The organism is Rhizobium sp. CF142 (assembly GCF_000281145.1).
Taxonomy (GTDB): Bacteria; Pseudomonadota; Alphaproteobacteria; order Rhizobiales; family Rhizobiaceae; genus Rhizobium.
Map to the genome: position 1 here is coordinate 67,766 of NZ_AJWE01000127.1, position 22,071 is coordinate 89,836.

The window sequence follows — 22,071 nt, forward strand, 5'->3', positions numbered from 1 at the left end:
ATTGCGTCATACCGGCCGCGGATGGCGGAAGCGCAAGGCAGCTATTGCCCAGCGCGCAATCGTCATCGAACGCCCATCATCATCACAATCATAGCGGCGTGTGACTGAAAAGCTTTGAAGATTCCGCGCCATAAATATTTCTGCTTTCGCTGGCGAGGCGATGCCGCGGTGGCGTTTTCATCGCTTGGCGGTCGTCCTCGTTTTCAGCCCGACATCATGAAGATAGGCTTCCAATGCCGCCACGTCGCCCTGCGAGACGATCGCGCCGACATAGCCATCCGGACGGACAAGAATCCGGTCACCTGGGGCAACTTCGTAAGTGTCGCGGAATCGGTGCTCGTTATCGCTAAGGTCGCCACCTTGCCCGATGCTATGGATATGCAGTCCTTTGCGTGACTTGACGGGAACCGTCTCCACTTCAAATTCCAGCAACGTCCAGTGAGGGCCTTTAAAGAGGTCGAACAACCGCGCGGGTTGCCCTGCGGCGCCCTTCAGCAGCGCGTCGGGAGCGCGGTTGCCGGCAAGGATGCGAGTCTGACGCTGGGGTTCTTCGAGCGACAGGCTCGAACCGGGATAGCCGATGTCCAGTTGCCGTACCTCACGGCCACGCCGAAGGTCGCCACGCTTCATATCTTCGAGCAGTCTGGTGGCAAGTCCGAGCATGCTCGCCGCGATCGGACGGCGCTCTTCTTCATAGCTATCGAGAAGCGTCTCCGGGGCGCCCGATAGGACGGCTGCCAGCTTCCAGCCGAGATTGTAGGCGTCCTGAACACTGGTGTTCAGACCCTGGCCGCCCGTCGGCGGATGGGTATGGGCGGCGTCTCCGGCGAGAAAGACACGGCCGACACGATAGCTGTCGGCAAGCCGGGCATTCATGTTGAATGCCGAGGCCCAGGAGACGGACTGGATAATGATGTCCGTGCGGCCGGTGCGTTCGGCAGTCAGCGCCGTAAGCCCTTCGGCCGACAGGTCGATGTCGCCTTCGAGAGGCACTGGTCCCTGCAGTTGGAAAGACCCTTCTTCGACCAAGGGACAAAAGGATATCTGCGTCTCCATCGACCCCTCGTTGAAGCGATGCCAGACATCGCGGCTGAGGCCTGTCAGTGTCACGTCGGCAACGATGGCGCGAACGCCGAGCGTCTTTCCGGGAAAGCCGATGGCGAGCGCCTGGCGCACAAAGCTTCGGCCGCCGTCGGTGCCGACGAGATATGATGCGCGGATCGTCTGTTCTTCACCGCCACTGGCAAGCCTTGCTGTTACACCCTGCCCATCCTGTTCGAAGCCGACCAACGCGCAGCCGAGCTCCGGAGCATGGCCGAGTTCGGCAAGGCGCTCCCGCATCGCTCCCTCCGTCAGGAATTGAGGCACGAGCAGAGGCATTCCGTAGGGTTCCGATGGGACCGGCTCACAGGCCTCGACAAGCGCGACATCTTTCACGCTGCCGTCGCCGTGATATTCGCGCTGATGCGGATAGTAACCGCCGGATGCGGCAATCTTGTCGACAATGCCAAGGTCCTCGAACACTTCCAGGGTTCGAGGCTGTATCCCCTTGCCGCGCGAACCTCGGAACGGATCATCCATCTTCTCGATCAGCCGGAAAGATACACCCCGCCGGGCGAGATCGATCGCCAGGGTCAGGCCAGCCGCGCCGGCACCACAAATCAATACATCGATTGCATCATCTTCTGTCATTGCTGCTGCTCCTATTTATGTGTATTATGCACATAACAGGAGAGCAGAATTGCCGTCAACAAAAAATGTGCAAAATACACATATCTCAAAACGCATCCATGAACTTCATGGATCGCTGCTTGAGATCGTCAGCGTCATGAACCGGCCGCAACGGGATGAGGCAATGGTCAAGGAGGCAGGGATTTCGCTCGACCGCGCCCTCTTCCCCTTGCTGGTAGGCATTGAAAGATTGGGGCCGATTGGCGTGGTCGATCTGGCCGACCGCGCCGGCCGGGACTACACGACGGTCAGCCGTCAGGTCGCCAAGCTGGAGAGCCTCGGCCTCATTCAACGCCAGCCGAGCGCGACGGACCGGCGCGTCAGCGAAGCAGTCGTCACCGCGAAGGGAAAATCGATGACAGATCGCGTCGATGCGGCGCGTGAGAGGATAGGGATCGAGATATTCAAGACATGGGATCCCGATGATCTGGACAATCTGGTCCGCCTGATGCGGAAGTTTGCCGATGCCGTGAAGGATGATCCGGCCAAGCGCTGACTAGCCACGATATAGATGGGCAGGCGAACGGACGGAAGTGAGGCGCCGGCGGGATCGCATGCGCCTCGACACTCTCAACCGAAGCCGGCCTACCAGCAGGTGAATCCTGCATCGACGTTGACAATTGCCCCCGTCATCAGGCTTGCCGCACCGGATGCGAGGAAGAGAACCGCGCTTGCGACCTCTTCCGGCGTACCCATTCGCCCCATGGGCGTATCGGCGAGCCAGATCGGAATCCGCTCGCGATTGGCTTCGACTGCCGCGACCATCGGCGTCTCGATATAGGTTGGCGCGACAGCATTGATCCTTACACCGTGCTGAGCCCATTCGGCGGCCATGGAACGGGTGAGGTGGTGAACGGCAGCCTTGGAAACGTTATAGGCCGTCTGCGGCTGCGGCCGGTTGCAGATGATGCCGGACATCGAGCCGAGATTGACAATCGCCCCGCGTTTCATCGCCACCATATGGCGGCCGAAGGAGCGCGAGCACCAGAAGACGCCATTGACGTTGACATTCATCATCCGCAGCCAATCGGCGTCCGTGACATCTTCTGCTGCAATCCCGTTCTGGCCGATCCCGGCATTGTTCACCAGGATCGTCGCCGGGCGGCCACTGTCGGCGAGTTCATTGGCGATCGCCTCCATGCGGGTGGAATCGGTCACGTCACCGAGACGCAGCTCGACGTCGTATCCCTTGTCTTTGAGCGCCAGCGCCTGCTCGGCGTCGGATTCATTGCGCTCGATGACGACGACGGCTGCACCGGCTTCGGCGAGTGCGTGAGCGCAGCAAAGCCCGATGGCCCGCCCGCCGCCGGTGACGACCGCGCGTTCGCCATCGAGACGGAACTTTTCCTGATAGCTCATGGTTCAGCTCCTCAGATATCGAACGCGCTGGGCAGAACGACGATGTCGCGGATCGTCACGTTGCGCGGACGCGTCAGCATGAACATGATCGCGTCAGCCACCTCCTTGGGTTCGATCAGGGCGCCGGCCTCCTTCGCCTTGCGCAGGTTCTCCTCCGGCCAGTCGGCCAGCAGCGCGCTGATGACCGGTCCCGGCGAAACCGAGCCGACACGAATGCCGCTTTTCAGCAGCTGGCGGCGCATCGTCTGGACAAAGCACGTCATCGCCCATTTCGACGGTGAATAGACGGGCTCCCATGGAACCGGCGAATGGCCCGCGACCGAACTCGTGACGACGATGTCGCCTGTGCCGCGTTCGACCATGTGCGGAATGACGGTCCGCACGTTCTTGATCACCACATTGACGTTGAGGTTGAGCATCCGGTCGATGGCGTCGAGATTGGCATCCGCGAGGTCGCCGCCGATGTAGGTGCCCGCATTGGCATGCAAAATGTCGAGCTGCCCTACCTTCGACAGCACGCGGTCAAGAAGCTTAGCGCATGCCTCCGGATCCAGCAGGTCCAGAGCGAGAGGTATCGCCTGCTCCCCGAGACGTTCGCAGGCTGCTTTTAACGCCTTCTCGTCGCGGTCAACGAGAACGACCGTGGCGCCTGCCGCAATCATCGCCTCCGTCGACGCCATTCCGATACCCGACGCCGCGCCGGTGATCGCAGCGATCTTCCCTTTCAACTCGTTCATTCTTTCCTCCTCGGTTAGGCGGCCTCATCTCGCTCCGCCGCATGCTGCATGATATTCCGCAAGGCTCTTCGTCACCCGCCAGATCAAGACCTCCTCAGGATCGAGCGGCCTGTCGGAAAACCGCTCGGCCGCCGGCATATGCTGCCAGAACAGCGGAAGCGGTACGAACTTTCCGGCAAGCGCGTCGCATAGACGCGCGACGGCAGATTGAGCCTGTTCAGCCGTCCAATAGTACCGGATGCGATCGGACAGCGAATAATGCCGAAGCCAGCGCTGCTCGCCCTCCGTACCGTGATAGTGACGGCTCCAATGCTCCCGATGCGCCAGCATCAAAGCCTCCATCGCAGCGTACAGGGGACGCTCCCCATAATCAGGCACGAGGTCGGATGCGATCAGGTCCAGCCCATAGAGGGCCTCGCGCAGGACGAAAGTTAGTTCCGGTCCGACCTTGAGGATCGGAAAACCGTCTTCAACGAGCGCGGTCAGCGGACCAGTGCCCTGATAATCGGTGGAATGTGCCTCGAACACGAACTGCGGCTCGTCCTCGAGCACTTGCTTCAACGCGTCGATCTTGCTGCGATCGTACCTGATGACATTGTGGTTGCCGAACTCGACGCCCGGCTGCACCACCAGGCCGATGGCACGCGCAAACGCCTCCGTGAGGCCGGCCTCGGCGAAGATACGGCGATGGACATCGATCGTCCGCCTGGCGGCCGAAGCCGCAGTCGGCTCGATCGTGGTCAGCGCGTGATCCGCGCCACCGGGAGGAGGAACCTCCGTACCGATCACATAGACCGGCATGGCGCCCCCTGCCCACCTTGCCGAGGTCTCTGCGACAGCGGCAAGCCGTGCAGCGCGATGAGCGGTCGTCTCGTCGTCCAATGCGGCGGGTTCACCCATGCAGCCCATCGATGCGTCCAGATGGATCTTGCGGAACCCGGCATCGACATAGGCCGCAACCATCCTCTCAGCCTCCGCTATGGCCTCTTCGGCCGCACGGTCCCGCCAGGGATTCGGTCCGAGATGGTCGCCGCCGAGCACGATGAGGTTTTCCGGGCAGCCCTCCTCTTTGGCGATGCGCAGCACGAGAGCCGCAAAGTCCGCAGGGGTCATTCCGGTATAGCCGCCCAGATGATTGACCTGGTTGCAGGTGGCTTCGATCAGAACCGTGCTCGAATGGTCACGCCCGTGACGCAGCGCTGCCCTCAGGACGATCGGATGGGCCGAGCAGACCGAGGTGATCCCTGCAGGGTGGCCCAGAGCCCTGAGCGCAGCCAGTTCGTTCAGCTTTATCTGCATCAGGAGCGCCTTTCCGTCGAGGCGATGAACGCGTCGAGCTCCTGGCGCGTGCCGGCACCCTCCATCGGACCGCGGATCGCCACATTGCGCGCACCTGCGGCCGAACCATAGGTGAGAGCCTCGCCTGGAGACATTCCGAGCCGCCGGCAGGTGAGGTAGGCCCCGCCGAAGCAGTCGCCGGCGCCGGTGGGATCGACCTCTTCGACGAGAAACGCAGGAGCGTCGATGCGGTCTCCGTCCCTGCCGAAATAGGTCGCGCCCTCCGCTCCACGCTTCAGCACGATCTCCTTCACGCCTATTTCGAAAAGACGGCGGATCGCCTCGGCTTCGCCCGAGATGCCAGCCGCCCGCTCAAGCTCTTCCCCTGACGGCAATAGAAGATCGGCGGCGGCGACAAGCCTGGCAAATCGGCGCTCGGTATCCTCATCGAGCTGCAATTCCTTGCGGATATTCGGATCGACCGAGAGCGTTCCGCCTCGCGCCTTCACGATGTCCACAGCCTTGTCGATTACTTCCCGAGCGCTCGGAACGGAGAGAGCCGAACCCATCACATGGAGATGTCCGCTGCGGTTGATGAGATCGCTGACGCCCTGAGACCAGCCGAAGCGGGCGGCCGCGGACTTCGCGATATTGTAGACGAAGTCGCGGGAGCCGTCCTTGCGGTAGCGGACGAAGGCGCTTCCGGTCGGATAATCTGGGTCGATGGAAATGGTCGACACATCGACGCCATCACGCCTGAGGCGGTCAACATTGACGTGACCGAAGTCGTCGTTGCCGACGGCCCCGACCATCGCCGCCGCTCCGCCGAGCCGGCCGCATTGCGAGATAAAGATCGCCGGTGCCCCGCTGGCAAACGGACCGACGAGCGGCTGAGCCTCACGGAAGCCGTCTCCCACCGTCGTGGCAACGATCTCCACGAGGATCTCGCCGACGCAAACCGTGGGACCGAGATGGTCCGGAGCCAGCACTGAAGCCATTGCAATCCTGCTTTCGATAGGTGTCGCTAAATCGCTGTTGATCGTTGTATTGCACCGTCTTCGCCACCGAATTCCTCGTTTTCGAGAGAGAGGAAGCGCTGGTGCAGCATGCACGCCGCCCCGAAGGCGGAACCAAACTCCGCGTCGCCATCGACGACGATCTCGGGGGTCGGAAAAGGAATGTTCTGGCCTTCCGACATGTGGACCGCCACGCGGGCCGCTACCATCGGATAGAGCGACGCTACGGAACCGCCGAGCACGATCCTGTCAGGATCGAGCAGACGACAGGCCTGCAGCAGCGCGTAGGCAAGATGCCGCGACCAGATCTCCGCTATGTTCACAGCATCAGGAACACGATCGCGAACATCGGTGAGGAAATCCTGCAGATCGACGTCGGTGCGACCGGTCGCCTCCCGGTACTGCCTGATCAGCACCTCGCGGCCGATCAGTTGCTCGAATCTCTGTCCGCCGCTTCCCGGCACGAGGGTATGGCCGATTTCGCCGGCAAGCCCATGACCGCCGCGAAACAGCTTTCCATCAATCATGATCCCGCCACCGACGCCGGTCTCCATGAGCAGAAAGAGCGTCACGCCGGAAACGCCATGACGATAGCTGTCACCGATCGCGAAAGCATTGGCGTCGTTTTCCACCGCGATCGGCACCTCGGCCGGAAAAGCACTGCGGCCGATCTCTTTCAACGGCACCTCTCGCCAGCCAATGATCGGCGCAAGCGTGACAATCCCTTCCGGCCGGATATGCGCCGGCGCGGATATGCCAAGCCCCTTGCAGCGCTGGATCATGTCTTTCGCCATGGCACCGATGATGAGCTCGACGCCGCATGCCACGGCATCCTCCACTGTCGAGGACTGCGCGTGGAAGGCCAGCCTGCGACAGGCCCGGACATCGGCGGAAAAGTCCACAACGACAGCAGATATATGCTCAACGCCAAGTTCGATCCCGACGAAGAATGCGGCATCCGGAACCAGTTCGAGCATGATCCCCGGACGGCCGGCACGGGATTGCTCCGAGCGCTGTTTGCTGCTCTCTTCCGACTCCTGGACAAAGCCGCTTTCCGTCAGTTCGGCAACGATCTCCCCTGATGATGAACGGTTCATCCCGAGCTTCCGCGCCAGATCGGCCCGGCTCAGGCGGCGATGGCTGTAGATCGTCTGCAGGGCTGCGACGATGTTGTTCTGCCTGATCCTGCGCGGCGAGCTTCCTATGGAAACGGTGTCGTTCATGTTCATTTCTCTTCAAATCGACTGCTCCAGCCTACACTTACGAAGCAGATCGGCAGAAGGATTATCAGGGGCGTGCGTTCGTGACGCGGCGCCGTTTCGCTTCTTCATATTTCAGTTCGATATAGCGTTTGGCATGGGCCGCCAACGGGTCGTTATCGGTCCACGTGTCGCGCCAGATTGCGCAGGCGAGTGACAGGCCTTCATCGACAACAGTGGTCGAAAAGCTTTCGAACACGATGTCGCGCTTGTAGTCGACATCGAGCAAGGCATCGAAGATGAGATCGAAGTTGATGACGCCGTCGCCGAGATAGCCGCGGTTGCTCTCGCCGATGTGGAAGTAGCCAATCTTGTCGCCGGCAAGCCGGATCGCGGCAGCCGGATTTGCTTCCTCGATGTTCATGTGAAAGGTGTCGAGATGCAGTCGGACATGGTCCGATCCGGTCTCGGAGATGAACTTCAATCCCTGGGCCGCCGTGTTCAGAAGGTTTGTTTCGAAGCGGTTCACGATCTCCAGGACGAGATCGACCCTCGCATCCTTCGCGACATCAGCAGTCGCAGCGATAGTGGCGACGCTGTTGTCCCAGCCCTTCTTCGTCGGCTGCCGGTTGTACTTGGTGTGCGCGGAATAGAGGATGCCGCCGAGCTTGTTTCCGCCGATGTCGCGGACTGCACGCACGGCATCGGCCAGCGTCTGTCTGCCGGCGGAGACGGCCGCCGTATCCTCGCTCGAAATATCCTTGTCGATCGGCAGGCCCATCGTCACGCCGATCTCGACATCAAGCGATTGCGCGAGCTTCGCCAGACGGTCGAGATTGAACTTTTCAGGGCGCAGATAAGCGAATTCGATTGTGCGATATCCGTGCTCGGCCGTTTTGTTAAGGGCCATTTCGAGGCCCTCCTGCGTTTGGCCGCCCGTCCATACAAATGAATGGATACCCAATCGACGCATAGCCGTTTTCCTCCGCTGAATGCCTTTTGTTGCGCAACAGTTATGTCAGTTAGTATGGCAAAGCAACAAATAAATTCGCAGATCGTAATTTTGCTCCTGCGAAAAACTCGTTGCATCGCAGCAATTTATTCTCGACTTTCGGATATGACCACACTGATGGAAATTACTTTCCATCGAAATCAACGACATAGTTCTCATATTTGCAGGTTTAGACAACAAATATTGCGCGGATAGCATTATTCCTCTACACAATGGCCCGGCGAAATGATCTCGCCGCTATCTGGGAGGATTGAAATGAATTACGCTTTGAAAGCCAGCGCGCTTGCGCTGACGCTCAGCCTTGCCACCACCGCTTCACCGGCATGGGCAGACTTCTGGTCCGACGCCGGCGCCAAGTTCAAAGGCGTGACCCTGCACGGCGTGACCGAAAGCACGCCGCCATCGAACTACATCAAGAACGTGCTCGCGCCGGAATTCGAGAAGAAGACCGGCATCAAGGTCGAAATCGAGACGACGTCCTGGGATCAGATGTACGACAAGGCCATCAAGGACATGGAGGCCAAGACCGGCATCTATGACATGGTCTACATCGAACAGGACATCATCTATTCGTATCTGTCCCGGAATTTTCTCGTCAACATCACCCAGACGCTCAAAGATCAGGCGGGTCTGAAAGCGCCGGCCTACGACGACGCGAACTTCACCAGCTTCGCCGACTACTTCAAGGACAAGAAGGGCGATCTCTTCGGCGTACCGATGGAAGCCTTCCTGAAGACCTACCTTTATCGCAAGGACCTTTTCGACGATCCGAAGATCAAGGAGGCCTTCAAGAAAGAAACCGGCAAGGACCTCAAGCCGGCGACTACACATGAGGACTACACGCAGATCGCCGAATTCTTCACCAAATACGGCAAGGATAACGGCATCGAGCTTTGGGGCACCACCGCTCAGGCCCATACAGGTCACGCCGCGTCCTGGTACGAATATTTCGAATCCATCGCGCCGACTTTCGGCGTCTACAACTGGGGCATCGACGCCAGCAACAACTACGCAGCGACGGTCGAGCATGGCGGCGCAATGAACAGCGACAAGGCGAAGGCCGCGCTGAAATACTGGCTGCATCTGCGCGACATCGCCCCGCCGGAATCGACCCAATCGACCTGGACGGAAACTGCAACGACCTTCGCTGCCGGCCGTGTCGCTCAAGGATTGATCTACGGTGAGAACGCCGCATGGATCGCGAGCGATCCTGCACAGTCGAAAGTGGTCGACAAAGTAGGTTTTGCCCTGCCGCCACTTGAGCCGGGTGTCCTGGAGGATGCGAAATCCGGAAAGGGCTACATCGGCTACTATGACGGCGGCGCCTTCGGCCTGCCGATTACATCCAAGAACAAGGAAGCAGCTCTGCTGTTCCTCGAATTCATGGGTCAGAACGACGTGCAGCCCGACTGGGCCATCGCCGCTCCGCGCATCACCAACAAGGCGACCTTCGACGATCCGAAGGTCAAGGCGATGGATGTCAAGCTCGGCGGCTTCTACACGATGCTGAAGGACGAGGGCAAGCTGTTCGCCGGCGCGCCCCCGTACCCGTTCCACGCTCAGGTGCGTGAAGCGACCACGCCGATCTTCTTCGATATCCTGACCGGCAAGATCGCGCCCGACGAAGGTCTCGACCAGATGGCTGCCAAGACCGAAGAAGAACTCACGTCACTCGGCTATCGCAAATAAATCATCCTCCCCACCTTGGCGGGTCGTCTTCGCTTGGCGACCCGCTTCTTTCCCGGCTCTATAGGCCGCCCCAGGGGGTGCCAAAGAGGATGATGCAATGCATTCACAAAAGCTTGGATGGCTGTTGCTGTCACCGACGATCCTGATCCTCGGGCTCTTCGGCATCTTTCCTTTCATCTACGTCGTCTGGGTCTCGTTTCACCAGTGGAACCCTTTCGCCGCTAATCCACTGATGGTCTTCAACTGGGCATCGAATTATCGAACCCTCGTCTTCGACCCACAATTCCTGGCCTCTCTTGGCATCACCATTGCATTCGTCTTTTTCGCGGTCGTGTCCGAACTCGTGCTCGGATACGTGCTCGCGCAGGCGCTGATGAAAGACTTTCCGGGAAAAGCCTTCTTCCGCACCATCCATACCCTTCCTCTGATCATGGCACCCATCATCGTCGGGTCTGTGTGGAAGCTGATGACGACGCCGTCGATCGGCATCATCCCATATCTCCTGCGAAGCTGGTTCGGATACGACCTGAACATCGGCCAGAGCGCCACCGCGGCCTTCATCATCACCATCATCATGGACGTCTGGCACTGGACGCCGCTGGTCACCCTCTCTCTGATCGCCGCCCTGGTCTCGCTTCCGCCTGACCCCTTCGAACAGGCTCAGATCGATGGCGCCGGCAAGAGCCAGATCTTCTGGCACATCACGCTCCCGCTGATCCGCCCTGCCCTCCTGGCCACGGTGTTCATCAGGCTCATGGACGCGCTGCGCACCGTCGACGAAGTCCTGATGCTGACCGGCGGCGGTCCGGGGTCGGCGACGCGCTACCTCGGTGTCCACATCTTCAAGGAAGTCTTCCCCAAGACCAACTACGGCTACGGTTCGGCGATCTCCGTCGTCGTGCTCTACCTCACCATCGTCGTCTGCTGGCTGCTCTATGTCGGCCTGATTGCTCCCCGCGCGAAGAGAGGCTGAGGCGATGAAGCGACATAATCCCTGGCTTTCGGTCCTCATGTGGACGCTGATCAGTTTCGCAACCCTTTTTCCTATCTACTGGCTCTTCGTCATATCGGTAAAGCAGCCCTTCGACCTGTTCTCGACACCGGATGTCGTGCTTCGCAGCTTCTTCTGGAAGAATTACCAGGACGTGCTGACAAACGAGACTTTGCGGCGATACATGCTCAACTCGCTGATCATCTCGTCGGGCAACGCGCTCCTGGTGACGACCCTCGGCTTTCTTGCCTGCTACGCGCTGACACGGTTCGATCTCGCGGGCAAGGAAAGCATCTTCTTCTGGACGATCACCAACCGCATGGCGCCCCCGGCGGTCTTCCTGCTGCCGCTCTTCCTGCTGCTGACGCAGGTCTACAGGATCGGCGACTTCTCGCTTGCGGATTCCAGGCTCGGCATGATCCTGGTCTACTGCTCCTTCAACCTCCCCTTCGCCATCTGGACCCTGCGTCCGACGGTGGAGAGCATTCCGAAGGAGCTGGATGAGGCTGCCTATATGGATGGCGCAAGCCCCTGGATGGTCCTCTACGACATCGTCTTTCCCTTGGCGCGACCGGGACTTGCGGTGACGCTCATCCTCACCTGGGTCTTTGCGTGGAACGAATATCTGCTTGCCGCGACACTCACCAACTTCAACGCCCGCACGCTCACAACCGGCCTGTCGGAATACGTAACGACGACAGGGACGGCGTGGGGCATCATGGCGGCGATCTCGATGCTGACATTGATCCCGGCACTTATCGTCTTCTCGGTGGTGCAGCGTCACATCGTTGCCGGCCTGACCTTCGGCGCGGTGAAAGGATAGCAAAATGGCTTCGGATTCTCAGAATAACGAAAAACAGCCGGGCTTCCTGCCGATCGAAACGAACTGGTTCGACCGGCTGTTCATCTCCGTCGTGATCTGGGTCGCTCTCTCCCTGTTCTGGATGCGGTTCATCGAACCGTTTGGGCTTTCGGTATGGTTCGCCGTGGCAATCTCCGCCGTGCTTGGCGCCTACATCGTCTGGAAGGGGTGAGCCGGTGAATTCCATCAACACTATCAAGACGCAAGCCGTGCTGGGTTAGGGAGAAAAGACATTGGCAAACGTACAGGTCAGCGACGTCACCAAGAGATATGGCGCTCTTCAGGTCATGCACGGCGTCAGCGTCGATATCGAGGATGGCGAGTTCGTCGTGCTGGTCGGCCCTTCGGGATGCGGCAAGTCAACACTGCTGCGCATGATCGCCGGTCTCGAGACCGTCAGCAGCGGCGATATCCGCATCGGCGGCCGCGTGGTCACCAACGCCCCGCCGAAGGAGCGCGACATCGCCATGGTCTTCCAGAGCTACGCGCTCTACCCGCACAAGACGGTCGCCGAGAACATGGGCTTTCCGCTGAAGATGGCGAAACGCCCGAAATCGGAGATCGACGAGAAGGTCGGCAAGGCAGCCGCAATCCTCGACCTGACGCGTTATCTCGACCGCTATCCGAAGCAGCTGTCGGGCGGACAGCGGCAGCGCGTTGCCATGGGCCGAGCCATCGTCCGCGACCCGCAGGTCTTCCTGTTCGACGAGCCGCTGTCGAACCTCGATGCCAAGCTTCGCGTCACCATGCGCGTCGAGATCAAGGAACTGCACCAGCGGCTGAAGACGACCACCGTCTACGTCACCCACGACCAGATCGAGGCCATGACGATGGCCAACAAGATCGTCGTCATGCGCGACGGAAGGGTGGAACAGGTCGGCAAGCCGCTTGATCTCTATGACTTTCCGGCAAACCTCTTCGTCGCCGGTTTCATCGGCAGCCCGTCGATGAACTTTCTACAGGGCAAGATCGCAACTCGTGACGGAAAGCAGGTTGTCATCACCGATCAGGGCGTTACCCTCCCAGTAGACCGCGTGAACGCAGAGGAGGGCAAGGCCGTAACCTATGGCATTCGCCCGGAACACATAACCATCAGCGATGACGGTATTCCGGTGGAAGTGTCGGTATACGAGCCGACCGGCTCAGAAACATTGATCTTCGGCCGTGTCGGCGGAGTGCCGATCGATGCCCTGATCCGTGAGCGCATCGAGGTCGAGCCCGGTCGGACGCTGCATTTTCATATTGATCCGCGCCGTGTTCACATCTTTGATCAGGCAACGGGTCAGCGACTGTAAGGTGAGGAACAAATGAATTTCGAAGGAAAAAAAGTGATCGTCACCGGTGCCGGCAAGGGCATCGGCCGCGTTGTCGCAGAGATACTGGTGAAGCGTGGTGCCAAGGTTACGGCACTCACCAGAAGTGCTGCCGATGTCGTTTCGCTACGCGAAGATCTTGGTTGCGAGGCCATTCAGGTCGATCTTGCCGATGCAAAGGCGACGCGAGAGGCCGCGCGCGCCGCACTTCCGGCAGATTTGCTTATCAACTGCGCTGGAACGACCGAGCTGCAGCCCTTTCTCGAAACCACAGTCGAAGCCTTTGACCACCTGATTGCGGTCAACACGCGCGCCCCGATGATCGTCGCGCAGGAATATGCACGGTCCCTGATCGAAGACGGCCGCCACGGCGCCATCGTCAACGTCTCCTCCGTTGCCGCTTTCGTCGGCATCCCGGATCATGCAGCCTATTGCGCTTCGAAGGGCGGTCTGGACGGCCTGACGCGCGTCATGGCCAAGGAACTGGCGCCGCAGGGCATCCGGGTAAATGGCGTGCATCCGACGGTGACGCTGACGCCGATGGCGATCAAGGCCTGGAGCGATCCGGAGAAGGCGGCCGGAATGCAAAAGCGCATCCCGGTCGGCAGGTTCGCAGAGCCCGAGGACGTGGCAGAGGTGATCCTCTTCCTGCTCTCGGACGAAGCTGCGATGGTCAACGGCATCTCCATGCCTATCGATGGCGGCTACATGATTGCGTGAGACCCTATATTGCCTGTGGATCAGCCGCCGAAAGCAACCTTCCTGGCGGCGTTGATCTGTTTGCGGGCACCGGATCGCAAGTGCGCGGTTTCCGCTCCGGCAATGACGAAAGCGAAGCCGAATTTCAGAAGCTCGCCGGCACGCTCGCCGTCACCGGCAAAGGCGCAGGCGAATTTTCCGTGCGCGCTGCAACGCGCGACGGCATGCTGCATGGCACTGTCGATCTCGGCGGCATTCGGCGCCACCTGATCGCCGTTCGACAGGGCGATGGAGAGATCCGACGGGCCGATGAAGATACCGTCGATGCCGGGGACTCCGAGGATATCGTCGATCGCTTCGAGCGCCGCGCGCGTCTCGATCATGGCGATTGCGACCGTCAAATCATTGGCGGTCTTGAGATAATCGTCAGCCGAAAGGCCGGTGTGATTGAGCGCCAGAGACGGACCCCAGCTGCGCTCGCCGACCGGCGGATATTTTGTGGTCTTCACGAAGGCCTTCGCATCCTCGGCCGAATTGATCATCGGCGCGATGATGCCTGACGCACCGGCATCGAGCAGGCGCGAGGCAGAGGCGAAATCGCCGACCGGAATGCGGGCGAGCGCCGGCTTGCCGGCGATACGCACATGGCCGACGGCGGCAGCTGCCGACGGCAGGTCCCACATACCGTGCTGCATGTCGAGCACAACGGCATCGAAGGCTTCCTGAGCCAGATGATTGACCAGCAGCGGATCGGGAATGCCCACCCAAGCGGAGATCATCCGGCTTTCGTGGTTCCGGATCCGGGCTGCAAAGCCGTCGATATCAGCTGCACTCATGGCATTCTCCTCAGTTCGCCAGGCCATCAATGGCCATGTATTTGACCTCGAGGAACTCTTCGATGCCGTATTTCGAACCTTCCCGGCCGATGCCGGACTGCTTCATGCCGCCAAAAGGAGCGACCGCCGTCGAGATGAGTCCCTCGTTGATACCGACAATGCCGAATTCGAGAGCCTCGGCAACCCGGAAGATGCGGCCGACGTCACGAGCGTAGAAATAGGCAGCAAGACCGAACGGCGTGTCATTGGCCATTTCGATCGCCTCTTCCTCCGTCTTGAAGCGGAAAAGCGGGGCAACCGGACCGAAGGTTTCATCCGAGAAGATTTCCGCCTCGCGGGAGACATCCGAGAGAATGGTGGGCAGGTAGAAATTGCCGCCACGCTGATCACGCTTGCCGCCGGAGACGATCTTCGCGCCATGCCTGACGGCATCCTCGACATGCGTCTCGACCTTCTTGAGCGCAGCTTCGTCGATCAACGGGCCGAGGGTGACGCCCTCCTCCATGCCGTCGCCGAGCTTCAGTTTGGCAACGGCGGCTGCGAGCTTTTCGGCAAAGGCGTCATGCACCCTGTCCTGTACGAGAATGCGGTTGGCGCAGACGCATGTCTGCCCGGTATTGCGGAACTTCGAGCCCATGGCGCCCTTGACCGCCTCGTCGAGATCGGCGTCGTCGAAGACGATGAAAGGCGCATTGCCGCCAAGCTCCATACTGGTCTTCTTGATGGTCGGCGCGCATTCGGCGAGCAGCTTGGCGCCGACCGCCGTGCTGCCGGTGAAGGTGAGCTTGCGCACCTTCGGACTGGCGGTGATCGCAGGGCCGGTTTCCGACGAGGGGCCGGTGATGACGTTGCAGACACCGGCCGGAAAGCCCGCCTCTTCGGCCATGACGGCAAGCGCCAGCGCCGAATAGGGCGTCTGGCTTGCCGGACGGATGACGCCGGTGCAGCCTGCGGCCCAGCCGGGACCGGCCTTGCGGGTGATCATCGCCGAAGGAAAATTCCAAGGTGTGATTGCCGCAAAGACGCCAACCGGTTGCTTCTGCACAATCAGACGTCGACCCGGAACCGGCGAAGGGATCGTGTCGCCATAGACGCGCCTCGCCTCTTCAGCGAACCACTCGATGAAGCTTGCGGAATAGACGACCTCGCCGCGGCTTTCGGAGAGCGGTTTGCCCTGCTCTATCGTCATGATCGCCGCCAGATCCTCGAGATTCTCGTGCATCAGCTCTGCCAGCTTCCAGAGATGATTGGCGCGCTGCTCGGCAGTCAGTGTCGCCCATGCCTTTTGCGCCTTGTAGGCGGCATCGATCGCGCGGTTCGTCTCGACAGCACTCATGGCCGGCACGGTTCCGATCACCTCACCGGTTGCAGGATTGGTCACGTCGTAGGTACGGCCGCTATCGGCCTGCACCCATTGGCCGCCAATATAATTCGCTTCGCGAAAAAGCTCCGGACGGCGGAGCTTGTAGCCCGAAAGTCTATTGCTCATGACTGGATACCTTCCTTGAAACGCGGTTGTCGGGGATCAGACGGTCGGAATATTCTCGTCATCGGGGGCGAAGCTCGATCCCCGCAGCGCTTCGCAAACAGCCCGTGTCACATCCGCCGTAGTCGCCTCACCGCCGAGATCTGGAGTGAGAATGCCGGCAGCGCAGACCTGTTCCACCGCTGAAATCAGTATCTTTGCCGCAACTGCCTCGCCCAGATGTTCCAGCATCAGCGATGCCGTCCAGAAACTTGCGACGGGGTTGGCGATGCCCTTGCCGGTAATATCGAAAGCCGAACCATGGATCGGCTCGAACATCGAGGGGAAACGGCGTTCGGGATCGACATTGCCCGTCGGCGCGATGCCGAGCGAGCCGGCGAGCGCAGCCGCGAGGTCAGAGAGAATATCGGCATGCAGGTTGGTCGCAACGACCGTGTCGATGCTCTTTGGTTTTGCGACCATGCGGAAGGTCATGGCATCGACCAGTTCCTTGTCCCAGGTCACATCGGGAAAGTCCTTGGCGACCTCGGCGGCAATCTCATCCCACAGCACGAGGCCGTGGCGCTGCGCGTTGGACTTGGTGACGACCGTCAGCAGCTTACGAGGGCGTTTCTGCGCCTCGCCGAAGGCAAAGCGCATGATGCGCTCGACGCCGCGCCGCGTGAAGATCGAGGTTTCGGTCGCCACTTCCTCCGGCAGGCCGACATGGGCGCGGCCGCCATGGCCGGAATATTCGCCCTCGGAATTTTCGCGCACGATCAGCCAGTCGAGATCGCCTTCCTCGACGCCCCTCAGCGGGCTTTTCACACCGGGGAAGATACGGGTCGGGCGGATATTGGCGTATTGGTCGAGACGCTGGCAGATCGGCAGACGCAGGCCCCAGAGTGTCACGTGATCGGGCACGTCAGGTGCGCCGACGGCGCCGAAATAGATGGCGTCGGCTTGCCTCAGCAGAGACAGGGCATTCTCCGGCATGAAGGCACCGGTCTTGCGGTAGCGCTCGCTGCCCCAGTCATAGTGATCGACGTCGAGCACAAAGGCGCCGCTGCGGGCGGCCAGCACTTCGAGCACTTCGAGGCCGGCGGCGATGACTTCGGGGCCAATGCCGTCGCCAGGAACGGAGGCGATGCGATAGCGGCGGAGCGGCGTATTGGTATTGGCGTTCATGGGACCCCCTTAATAGTCAGATGAGGCCGCCATTGATCAGCAGCATCTGCTCGGTCATCATGCGGCTGTCGTCGAAGGCAAGCAACAGGCATTGGCCACGTCCTCGACCTTGAACTCCTCGGGAATGGTCAGCCGGCACATGCCGTCAGAACGGCAATCCGACGTAGTTTTCCGCAAGCGCCGTCGAGGCGGCGTGGGAATGGGTGAGATAGTCGAGTTCTGCTTCCTGGATCTTCTGGTCGAAATCACCGGTATCGGGAAAACGATGCATCATCGTCGTCATCCACCAGGAAAAGCGCACGGCCTTCCAGACACGGGCAAGCGCCTTTCGCGAATAGGCGTCGATGCCGGCGCGCGAGCGATCACCGTAGAATTCCCTCAGGCCCTCGAACAGGTAGTGCACGTCGCTCGCAGCAAGATTCAACCCCTTGGCACCGGTCGGCGGCACGATATGGGCGGCATCGCCGACAAGGAACAGGCGGCCGAAGCGCATCGGCTCGGCCACGAACGAACGCAGCGGTGCGATTGATTTTTCGAAGGATGGTGCGGTCTCAAGGGCTTCCGCATGATGGGCCGGCAGGCGGCGGCGCAACTCGTCCCAGAAGCGGTCATCGCTCCAGTCTTCGACCTTCTCGTCTAGTGAACACTGGATGTAATAGCGGCTGCGGGTCGCAGAGCGCATGGAACAGAGTGCAAAGCCACGCGGATGATTGGCGTAGATGAGCTCATGATTGACCGGAGCAACATCGGCCAGGAGGCCGAGCCAGCCGAAGGGATAGATCTTCTCGAAGGTTCTGATCGCCTTTTTCGGAACCGCCTTGCGGCTTGCTCCATGGAAGCCGTCACAGCCGGCGATGAAATCGCAGTCGATACGGTAAGTAACGCCATCCCTCTCGTAACTCACGAAGGGAGAGCGGCCATCGAAATCATGCGGCGTCACATTGCCGGCATCATAGATGGTCAATGCACCACTTGCCTCACGCCGTTCCATCAGATCACGCGTCACCTCTGTCTGGCCGTAAACCGTGACGCGCTTGCCACCGGTCAGGCCGTAGAGATCAATGCGATGATCGCGCCCGTCGAATGCCAGTGAAAAGCCATTGTGCGGCAGGCCTTCATTGTGCAGCCGGGCAGCCGACCGCGCCTCATCCAAAAGACGAACGGTGCCCTCTTCCAGGACGCCAGCGCGAACTCGGCCGAGAATGTAGTCCTTTCCCACCCGATCGAGAATGACGTTGTCAACGCCAGCTTCTGTCAGAAGTTGGCCGAGCAGCAGGCCCGACGGGCCTGAGCCAATGATGGCGATTTGCGTGCGCAATTGCTTCCTCCCTGCAATTTGCTTTGCCAAATTCTGACCCTTAGCCCTTCAAGCGGCAATGGACTTTCCCACCGAAAAATTGCACAAAACGAACATGAGAACGGGAGGAAGCCCATGACGAGGCATGTGCCAACCTATGAGCTCTACGGCGAGACATCGGGGAAGGAACCCGATTTCTGGCTGCACTGCGAAACAATTCCCTCGCGTAGCAGCCTACACCATTGGGAGATCAAGCTGCATCGGCACGCGAGCTTCTTTCAGATATTGTACATCGATGCCGGCGCAGGTGATGCCATTTTCAGCGAGCGGAGCCACGCCATCCAGCCGCCAGCGGTTGTCACGATTCCTCCCGGGCTCGATCACGGCTTTCGTTTTTCGCGGGATGTCGACGGCCTCGTCATCACCATGCTGAGCGCCAATCTCAACCACCTTCCCGGCGACCGCAGCCGGCTCGGTGAGTGGCTTGCAGCCCCGCATCTCACCGCACTCGATCCTGATGATCCCGACGCCGCCTATCTCATGCAGAGCCTGAGGCGGCTCGGCGATGAATATCGGTACAACCGCAGCGGCCGCAGCGAGCTTCTCACCTCCTATGCCGCATTGGCGCTGCGGCTGACGGCGAGAATTTCCCATCAGGAGGATATCAGCCAGTTCCCTGCCGATGAAAACGAACGGCGGATGGAGCAGCTGACTGGCCTCATCGAGCAGCATTTCCGTTCGCACAGACCCGCTTCATTCTATGCTAGAGAAATCGGCATTTCGCCGACCCATCTCAATCGCATCGTCCGCTCGATGACCGGAAAGACGACTCACGACCTGATCGCCGGCAAACTCGTCGACGCGGCCAAGCGTGAGCTCATCTTCACGCTCGCGAGCGTTCAGGAGGTCAGCCATCGGCTTGGCTTTGCCGACCCGGCCTATTTCTCCCGCTTCTTCCTCAAGCACGCGGGCGAGACGCCCAAGGATTGGCGCAAACGGGAGAAGAACAGGCTGGAACGAACCTAGGCTGTGCGACGCGCCGGGGCATCCTCAAGGAAGTCCTCGATGAAGCGTTTCTGCAGCAGGATGCCATCCCACTCGTCCGCAAAGAACGGCGAGTCGTAGATCAGCGTGTAGGGTCCGGCGTAACCAGCCTTTTCGCACATTTCCAAGCAATGACGGTAATCTGCGGCATCAAGCCCTGAGGCATTGTAATCGGCCTTGGTATGGCAGATTTCGGCCCTATGCATGATATTCGCCAGCCCTTCATATTTCGCCGGTGCCGCCCAGTTTCCGAGATCGCCATTGAGCCCGATCTTGCCGTCGAGCTCGTCGAGCAGCCAGTTCATTTCCTTCGGCGAGGGCAGCAGGGCGAACCAGTTTTCGGTGACGACACGCACGCCGCTTCCCTCCGCCTGCCCGGCGAGCCATTTCAGATGCCGCGCGGAACGCGCAAGGTTCTCCTCATTCGGCGCCTGCTTGCCGGCAATGACGCGGATGCGCTCGGCACCGAGCTTCTTTGCGATATCGATCCAGCCGGCAATCCAGCCTATGTCACGCTCCGCCGTCTCGGCATTGCTGGGATCGCCATCCTCGACGAGCAGCGTCTGGAAAAGGATGCTGGAGGCCTCCAGCGCATCGCGAAATTCGGCGAGATAAGAGGCGTCCAGGCTCGGCAGGTGGAACGAGCAAACCTCCAGCCGGCCAAGTCCGCGTTCGGCGAGCATGCCCGGCACTTCGAGCAGGCTCACGGTGCCTGCCCCATAGGGCTCCTGGCGTGCCGCGCTTTTCTGCGGATCGGGACTATAGGGGTAGGTTGCACCCAGCATCCGGTGAAGCGACCATGTGGAAACCGCAAACCGGCCGTTCTGCAAAGCCTGCATCTTTCATCTCCTCCCGTTTCCTCGCGAGGACTTTGGCAAGAATGACGCGCCGCATCAAGCCCGCAACGCCTAGATCCGGTCACCGCGAATGACTGCTTCTGCCGTCAGCGAAACGGCAAGCAATGCCTCATCACGGTTTGCCGGCGCCGATAGAAGGAAACCGACCGGCATATCCGCCTCGCCCTTGCCGCAGGGAATGGAAACACCGCACCAGTCCAGGAAATTGCCGAGCGCTGTGTTGCGCAGCGTCTTGACGTTCGCGGCGAAGAAAAGCTCGTCATCGCGCTGAAGGGTCGCGATCGGCGGCGCCACATGGGCGACCGAAGGAAAGGCGAGGAAGCGGTTGCCGACAAGCCGATCGACTTCGGCGATCAGCCGCGTGCGCCCGGCAAGAATGGCGATGTAATCGGCCATGCTGGTCTTCTCGCCGAGCCGCGTGCGCAGGACGACACGATGATCCATCCGCACAGCCTCCGGCCCTGCAAGCCGTTCGCGGTGGAGAGCGAAGGCTTCGGCAGTGACGAGAGCACCGTGTTTTGCCATCAGCGCCAGGATTTCCTCAAAGGCTGGAATGTTGATCGGACTGATATGCGCGCCAGCGCTACGCAGCCGCTCCACGCCGCCTTCGAAGGCTTCGGCGACGCCCGAACCCAGGCCGTCGAACACGATATTACGGGGGATGACGATTTCCACGCCCTTCAGCGACTGCCGGGTGACTGTCGGCGCCGTCAACCCGCGCATGACAGCATCGACCCAGACGGCGTCTTGCACGGAACGGCAGAGGGGACCGAGCGAGTCGAGGCTCGCAGCCAGCGGATAGACGCCTTCCATGGCATAGCGCCCGCGCGTCGCCTTGTAGCCGACGATGCCGTTCAGAGCGGCGGGAATACGCACCGAGCCGCCGGTATCCGTGCCCATCGCAACCGGCACGAGGCCGGCGGCAACCGCCACGCCGGCGCCGGAGGACGACCCACCGGGAATGCGTGGCTCGTCCTTGCTGTGAGGGTTTTCCGGCGTGCCGTAATGCGGATTGATGCCGAGGCCGGAGAAAGCAAATTCGCTCATATTGGTACGGCCGATAGCCAGCATGCCGGCATTCTTGAGCGTTGCGACGATCGCAGCGTCCTGTTCAGCAGGCGCATCGCCCGCCAGAACCACCGAACCGGCCGTGGTTGCCATGCCCTCGATGTCGAAAAGATCTTTCCAGGCGATCGGAATGCCGTCGAGCGCACCGAGCGAACGGCCGTCGCGGATACGCTTCGAGGAAGCGTGAGCCTCCTGCATCGCCCGCTCGCGCAACAACAGGGTGAAGACCGCCTTGTCGGCATATTGCTCGATGCCGTCGAAGATCGCCTCCGCGACATCAACCGGATCGGCCTTGCCGCTCTGGATGAGGAGGGAAAGCTGAGCGATAGACATCGCGCCGAAAGTAAAGGCCATGGGGAGAGTCCTGTGGATATCACACAGGATTTACCGCCTATCATTTCGCAGGACCAGCCCTTGCACGGCTTTTCAC

21 protein-coding genes are annotated in these 22,071 nt (G+C 60.6%); 8 read left to right on the forward strand and 13 right to left on the reverse strand.

The annotated features are described in order from the left end of the window. Positions 1 to 177: 177 nt before the first annotated feature. Positions 178 to 1,692 carry an FAD-dependent oxidoreductase gene (locus PMI11_RS31775; RefSeq protein ID WP_007825709.1) on the reverse strand — a complete coding sequence of 505 codons (1,515 nt, stop codon included), beginning with the start codon at positions 1,690 to 1,692 and terminating at the stop codon, positions 178 to 180. A gap of 49 nt (positions 1,693 to 1,741) precedes the next feature. Here PMI11_RS31775 and PMI11_RS31780 point away from each other — a divergent pair, with 49 nt between their 5' ends. Continuing rightward, positions 1,742 to 2,227 carry a MarR family winged helix-turn-helix transcriptional regulator gene (locus tag PMI11_RS31780; protein ID WP_007825710.1) on the forward strand — a complete coding sequence of 162 codons (486 nt, stop codon included), beginning with the start codon at positions 1,742 to 1,744 and terminating at the stop codon, positions 2,225 to 2,227. A gap of 89 nt (positions 2,228 to 2,316) precedes the next feature. On the opposite strand, the gene PMI11_RS31785 is transcribed toward PMI11_RS31780, so the two are convergent. The 6 genes from PMI11_RS31785 to PMI11_RS31810 form a co-directional block, all read right to left on the reverse strand. Continuing rightward, on the reverse strand, positions 2,317 to 3,090 hold the full coding sequence (locus PMI11_RS31785) for an SDR family NAD(P)-dependent oxidoreductase (protein WP_007825713.1): 774 nt from the start codon (positions 3,088 to 3,090) through the stop codon (positions 2,317 to 2,319). An 11-nt stretch (positions 3,091 to 3,101) separates the two neighbouring features. Further along, the gene (locus PMI11_RS31790; RefSeq protein ID WP_007825715.1) at positions 3,102 to 3,827 is read right to left on the reverse strand and encodes an SDR family oxidoreductase; all 726 of its coding nucleotides are present in this window, start codon (positions 3,825 to 3,827) and stop codon (positions 3,102 to 3,104) included. A gap of 24 nt (positions 3,828 to 3,851) precedes the next feature. Then, complete coding sequence (locus tag PMI11_RS31795; RefSeq protein ID WP_007825717.1) at positions 3,852 to 5,126, reverse strand: D-tagatose-bisphosphate aldolase, class II, non-catalytic subunit; 1,275 nt, start codon at positions 5,124 to 5,126, stop codon at positions 3,852 to 3,854. Next, positions 5,126 to 6,103 (reverse strand): tagatose kinase, encoded by a 978-nt coding sequence (locus PMI11_RS31800; RefSeq protein ID WP_007825718.1) that lies wholly within the window; start codon positions 6,101 to 6,103, stop codon positions 5,126 to 5,128. The genes PMI11_RS31795 and PMI11_RS31800 overlap by 1 nt, the downstream gene beginning before the upstream one ends. A 26-nt stretch (positions 6,104 to 6,129) precedes the next feature. Next, entirely contained in the window at positions 6,130 to 7,344 is a 1,215-nt protein-coding gene (locus tag PMI11_RS31805; RefSeq protein WP_007825720.1) for an ROK family protein, read from the reverse strand. A 64-nt stretch (positions 7,345 to 7,408) separates the two neighbouring features. Next, positions 7,409 to 8,293 carry a sugar phosphate isomerase/epimerase family protein gene (locus tag PMI11_RS31810; protein ID WP_007825726.1) on the reverse strand — a complete coding sequence of 295 codons (885 nt, stop codon included), beginning with the start codon at positions 8,291 to 8,293 and terminating at the stop codon, positions 7,409 to 7,411. A 294-nt stretch (positions 8,294 to 8,587) separates the two neighbouring features. Between PMI11_RS31810 and PMI11_RS31815 the strand changes: the two genes are divergently transcribed. The 6 genes from PMI11_RS31815 (at position 8,588) to PMI11_RS31840 (ending at position 13,907) form a co-directional block, all read left to right on the forward strand. Beyond that, the gene (locus PMI11_RS31815) at positions 8,588 to 10,021 is read left to right on the forward strand and encodes an extracellular solute-binding protein (protein WP_007825728.1); all 1,434 of its coding nucleotides are present in this window, start codon (positions 8,588 to 8,590) and stop codon (positions 10,019 to 10,021) included. A 97-nt stretch (positions 10,022 to 10,118) separates the two neighbouring features. Then, a complete protein-coding gene (locus tag PMI11_RS31820) occupies positions 10,119 to 10,994 on the forward strand; it encodes a carbohydrate ABC transporter permease (protein WP_007825729.1) in 876 nt (291 codons plus the stop codon). Positions 10,995 to 10,998: 4 nt separating this feature from the next. Beyond that, the gene (locus tag PMI11_RS31825; RefSeq protein WP_007825730.1) at positions 10,999 to 11,835 is read left to right on the forward strand and encodes a carbohydrate ABC transporter permease; all 837 of its coding nucleotides are present in this window, start codon (positions 10,999 to 11,001) and stop codon (positions 11,833 to 11,835) included. A gap of 4 nt (positions 11,836 to 11,839) precedes the next feature. Then, positions 11,840 to 12,046, forward strand: coding sequence for a DUF2160 family membrane protein (locus tag PMI11_RS31830; protein WP_007825736.1), 207 nt, complete (start codon positions 11,840 to 11,842; stop codon positions 12,044 to 12,046). 61 nt (positions 12,047 to 12,107) lie between these two features. Beyond that, positions 12,108 to 13,169: an ABC transporter ATP-binding protein gene (gene ugpC / locus PMI11_RS31835; RefSeq protein WP_007825739.1), complete on the forward strand. Its 1,062-nt coding sequence runs from the start codon at positions 12,108 to 12,110 to the stop codon at positions 13,167 to 13,169. A 12-nt stretch (positions 13,170 to 13,181) separates the two neighbouring features. Continuing rightward, positions 13,182 to 13,907, forward strand: coding sequence for an SDR family oxidoreductase (locus tag PMI11_RS31840; protein ID WP_007825741.1), 726 nt, complete (start codon positions 13,182 to 13,184; stop codon positions 13,905 to 13,907). A gap of 20 nt (positions 13,908 to 13,927) precedes the next feature. Here PMI11_RS31840 and PMI11_RS31845 read toward each other — a convergent pair whose 3' ends face one another. From PMI11_RS31845 to pobA, 4 genes are all read right to left on the reverse strand, one after another. Further along, the gene (locus PMI11_RS31845; protein ID WP_007825742.1) at positions 13,928 to 14,722 is read right to left on the reverse strand and encodes an HpcH/HpaI aldolase family protein; all 795 of its coding nucleotides are present in this window, start codon (positions 14,720 to 14,722) and stop codon (positions 13,928 to 13,930) included. Between the two features lie 10 nt (positions 14,723 to 14,732). Continuing rightward, on the reverse strand, positions 14,733 to 16,211 hold the full coding sequence (locus tag PMI11_RS31850) for an NAD-dependent succinate-semialdehyde dehydrogenase (RefSeq protein ID WP_007825745.1): 1,479 nt from the start codon (positions 16,209 to 16,211) through the stop codon (positions 14,733 to 14,735). A 36-nt stretch (positions 16,212 to 16,247) separates the two neighbouring features. Further along, on the reverse strand, positions 16,248 to 17,375 hold the full coding sequence (locus tag PMI11_RS31855) for a tartrate dehydrogenase (RefSeq protein ID WP_007825746.1): 1,128 nt from the start codon (positions 17,373 to 17,375) through the stop codon (positions 16,248 to 16,250). 145 nt (positions 17,376 to 17,520) lie between these two features. Next, positions 17,521 to 18,693 carry a 4-hydroxybenzoate 3-monooxygenase gene (pobA, locus tag PMI11_RS31860; protein WP_007825748.1) on the reverse strand — a complete coding sequence of 391 codons (1,173 nt, stop codon included), beginning with the start codon at positions 18,691 to 18,693 and terminating at the stop codon, positions 17,521 to 17,523. Between the two features lie 114 nt (positions 18,694 to 18,807). On the opposite strand from pobA, the gene PMI11_RS31865 reads away from it, so the two are divergent. Further along, complete coding sequence (locus tag PMI11_RS31865; RefSeq protein WP_007825750.1) at positions 18,808 to 19,698, forward strand: helix-turn-helix domain-containing protein; 891 nt, start codon at positions 18,808 to 18,810, stop codon at positions 19,696 to 19,698. Here PMI11_RS31865 and PMI11_RS31870 read toward each other — a convergent pair. Both PMI11_RS31870 and PMI11_RS31875 read right to left on the reverse strand, forming a co-directional pair. Continuing rightward, the gene (locus PMI11_RS31870; RefSeq protein WP_007825752.1) at positions 19,695 to 20,555 is read right to left on the reverse strand and encodes a sugar phosphate isomerase/epimerase family protein; all 861 of its coding nucleotides are present in this window, start codon (positions 20,553 to 20,555) and stop codon (positions 19,695 to 19,697) included. The genes PMI11_RS31865 and PMI11_RS31870 overlap by 4 nt on opposite strands. A 69-nt stretch (positions 20,556 to 20,624) precedes the next feature. Next, positions 20,625 to 21,995, reverse strand: a complete 1,371-nt coding sequence (locus PMI11_RS31875) for an amidase (RefSeq protein WP_007825753.1) — start codon at positions 21,993 to 21,995, stop codon at positions 20,625 to 20,627. Positions 21,996 to 22,071: the final 76 nt, after the last annotated feature.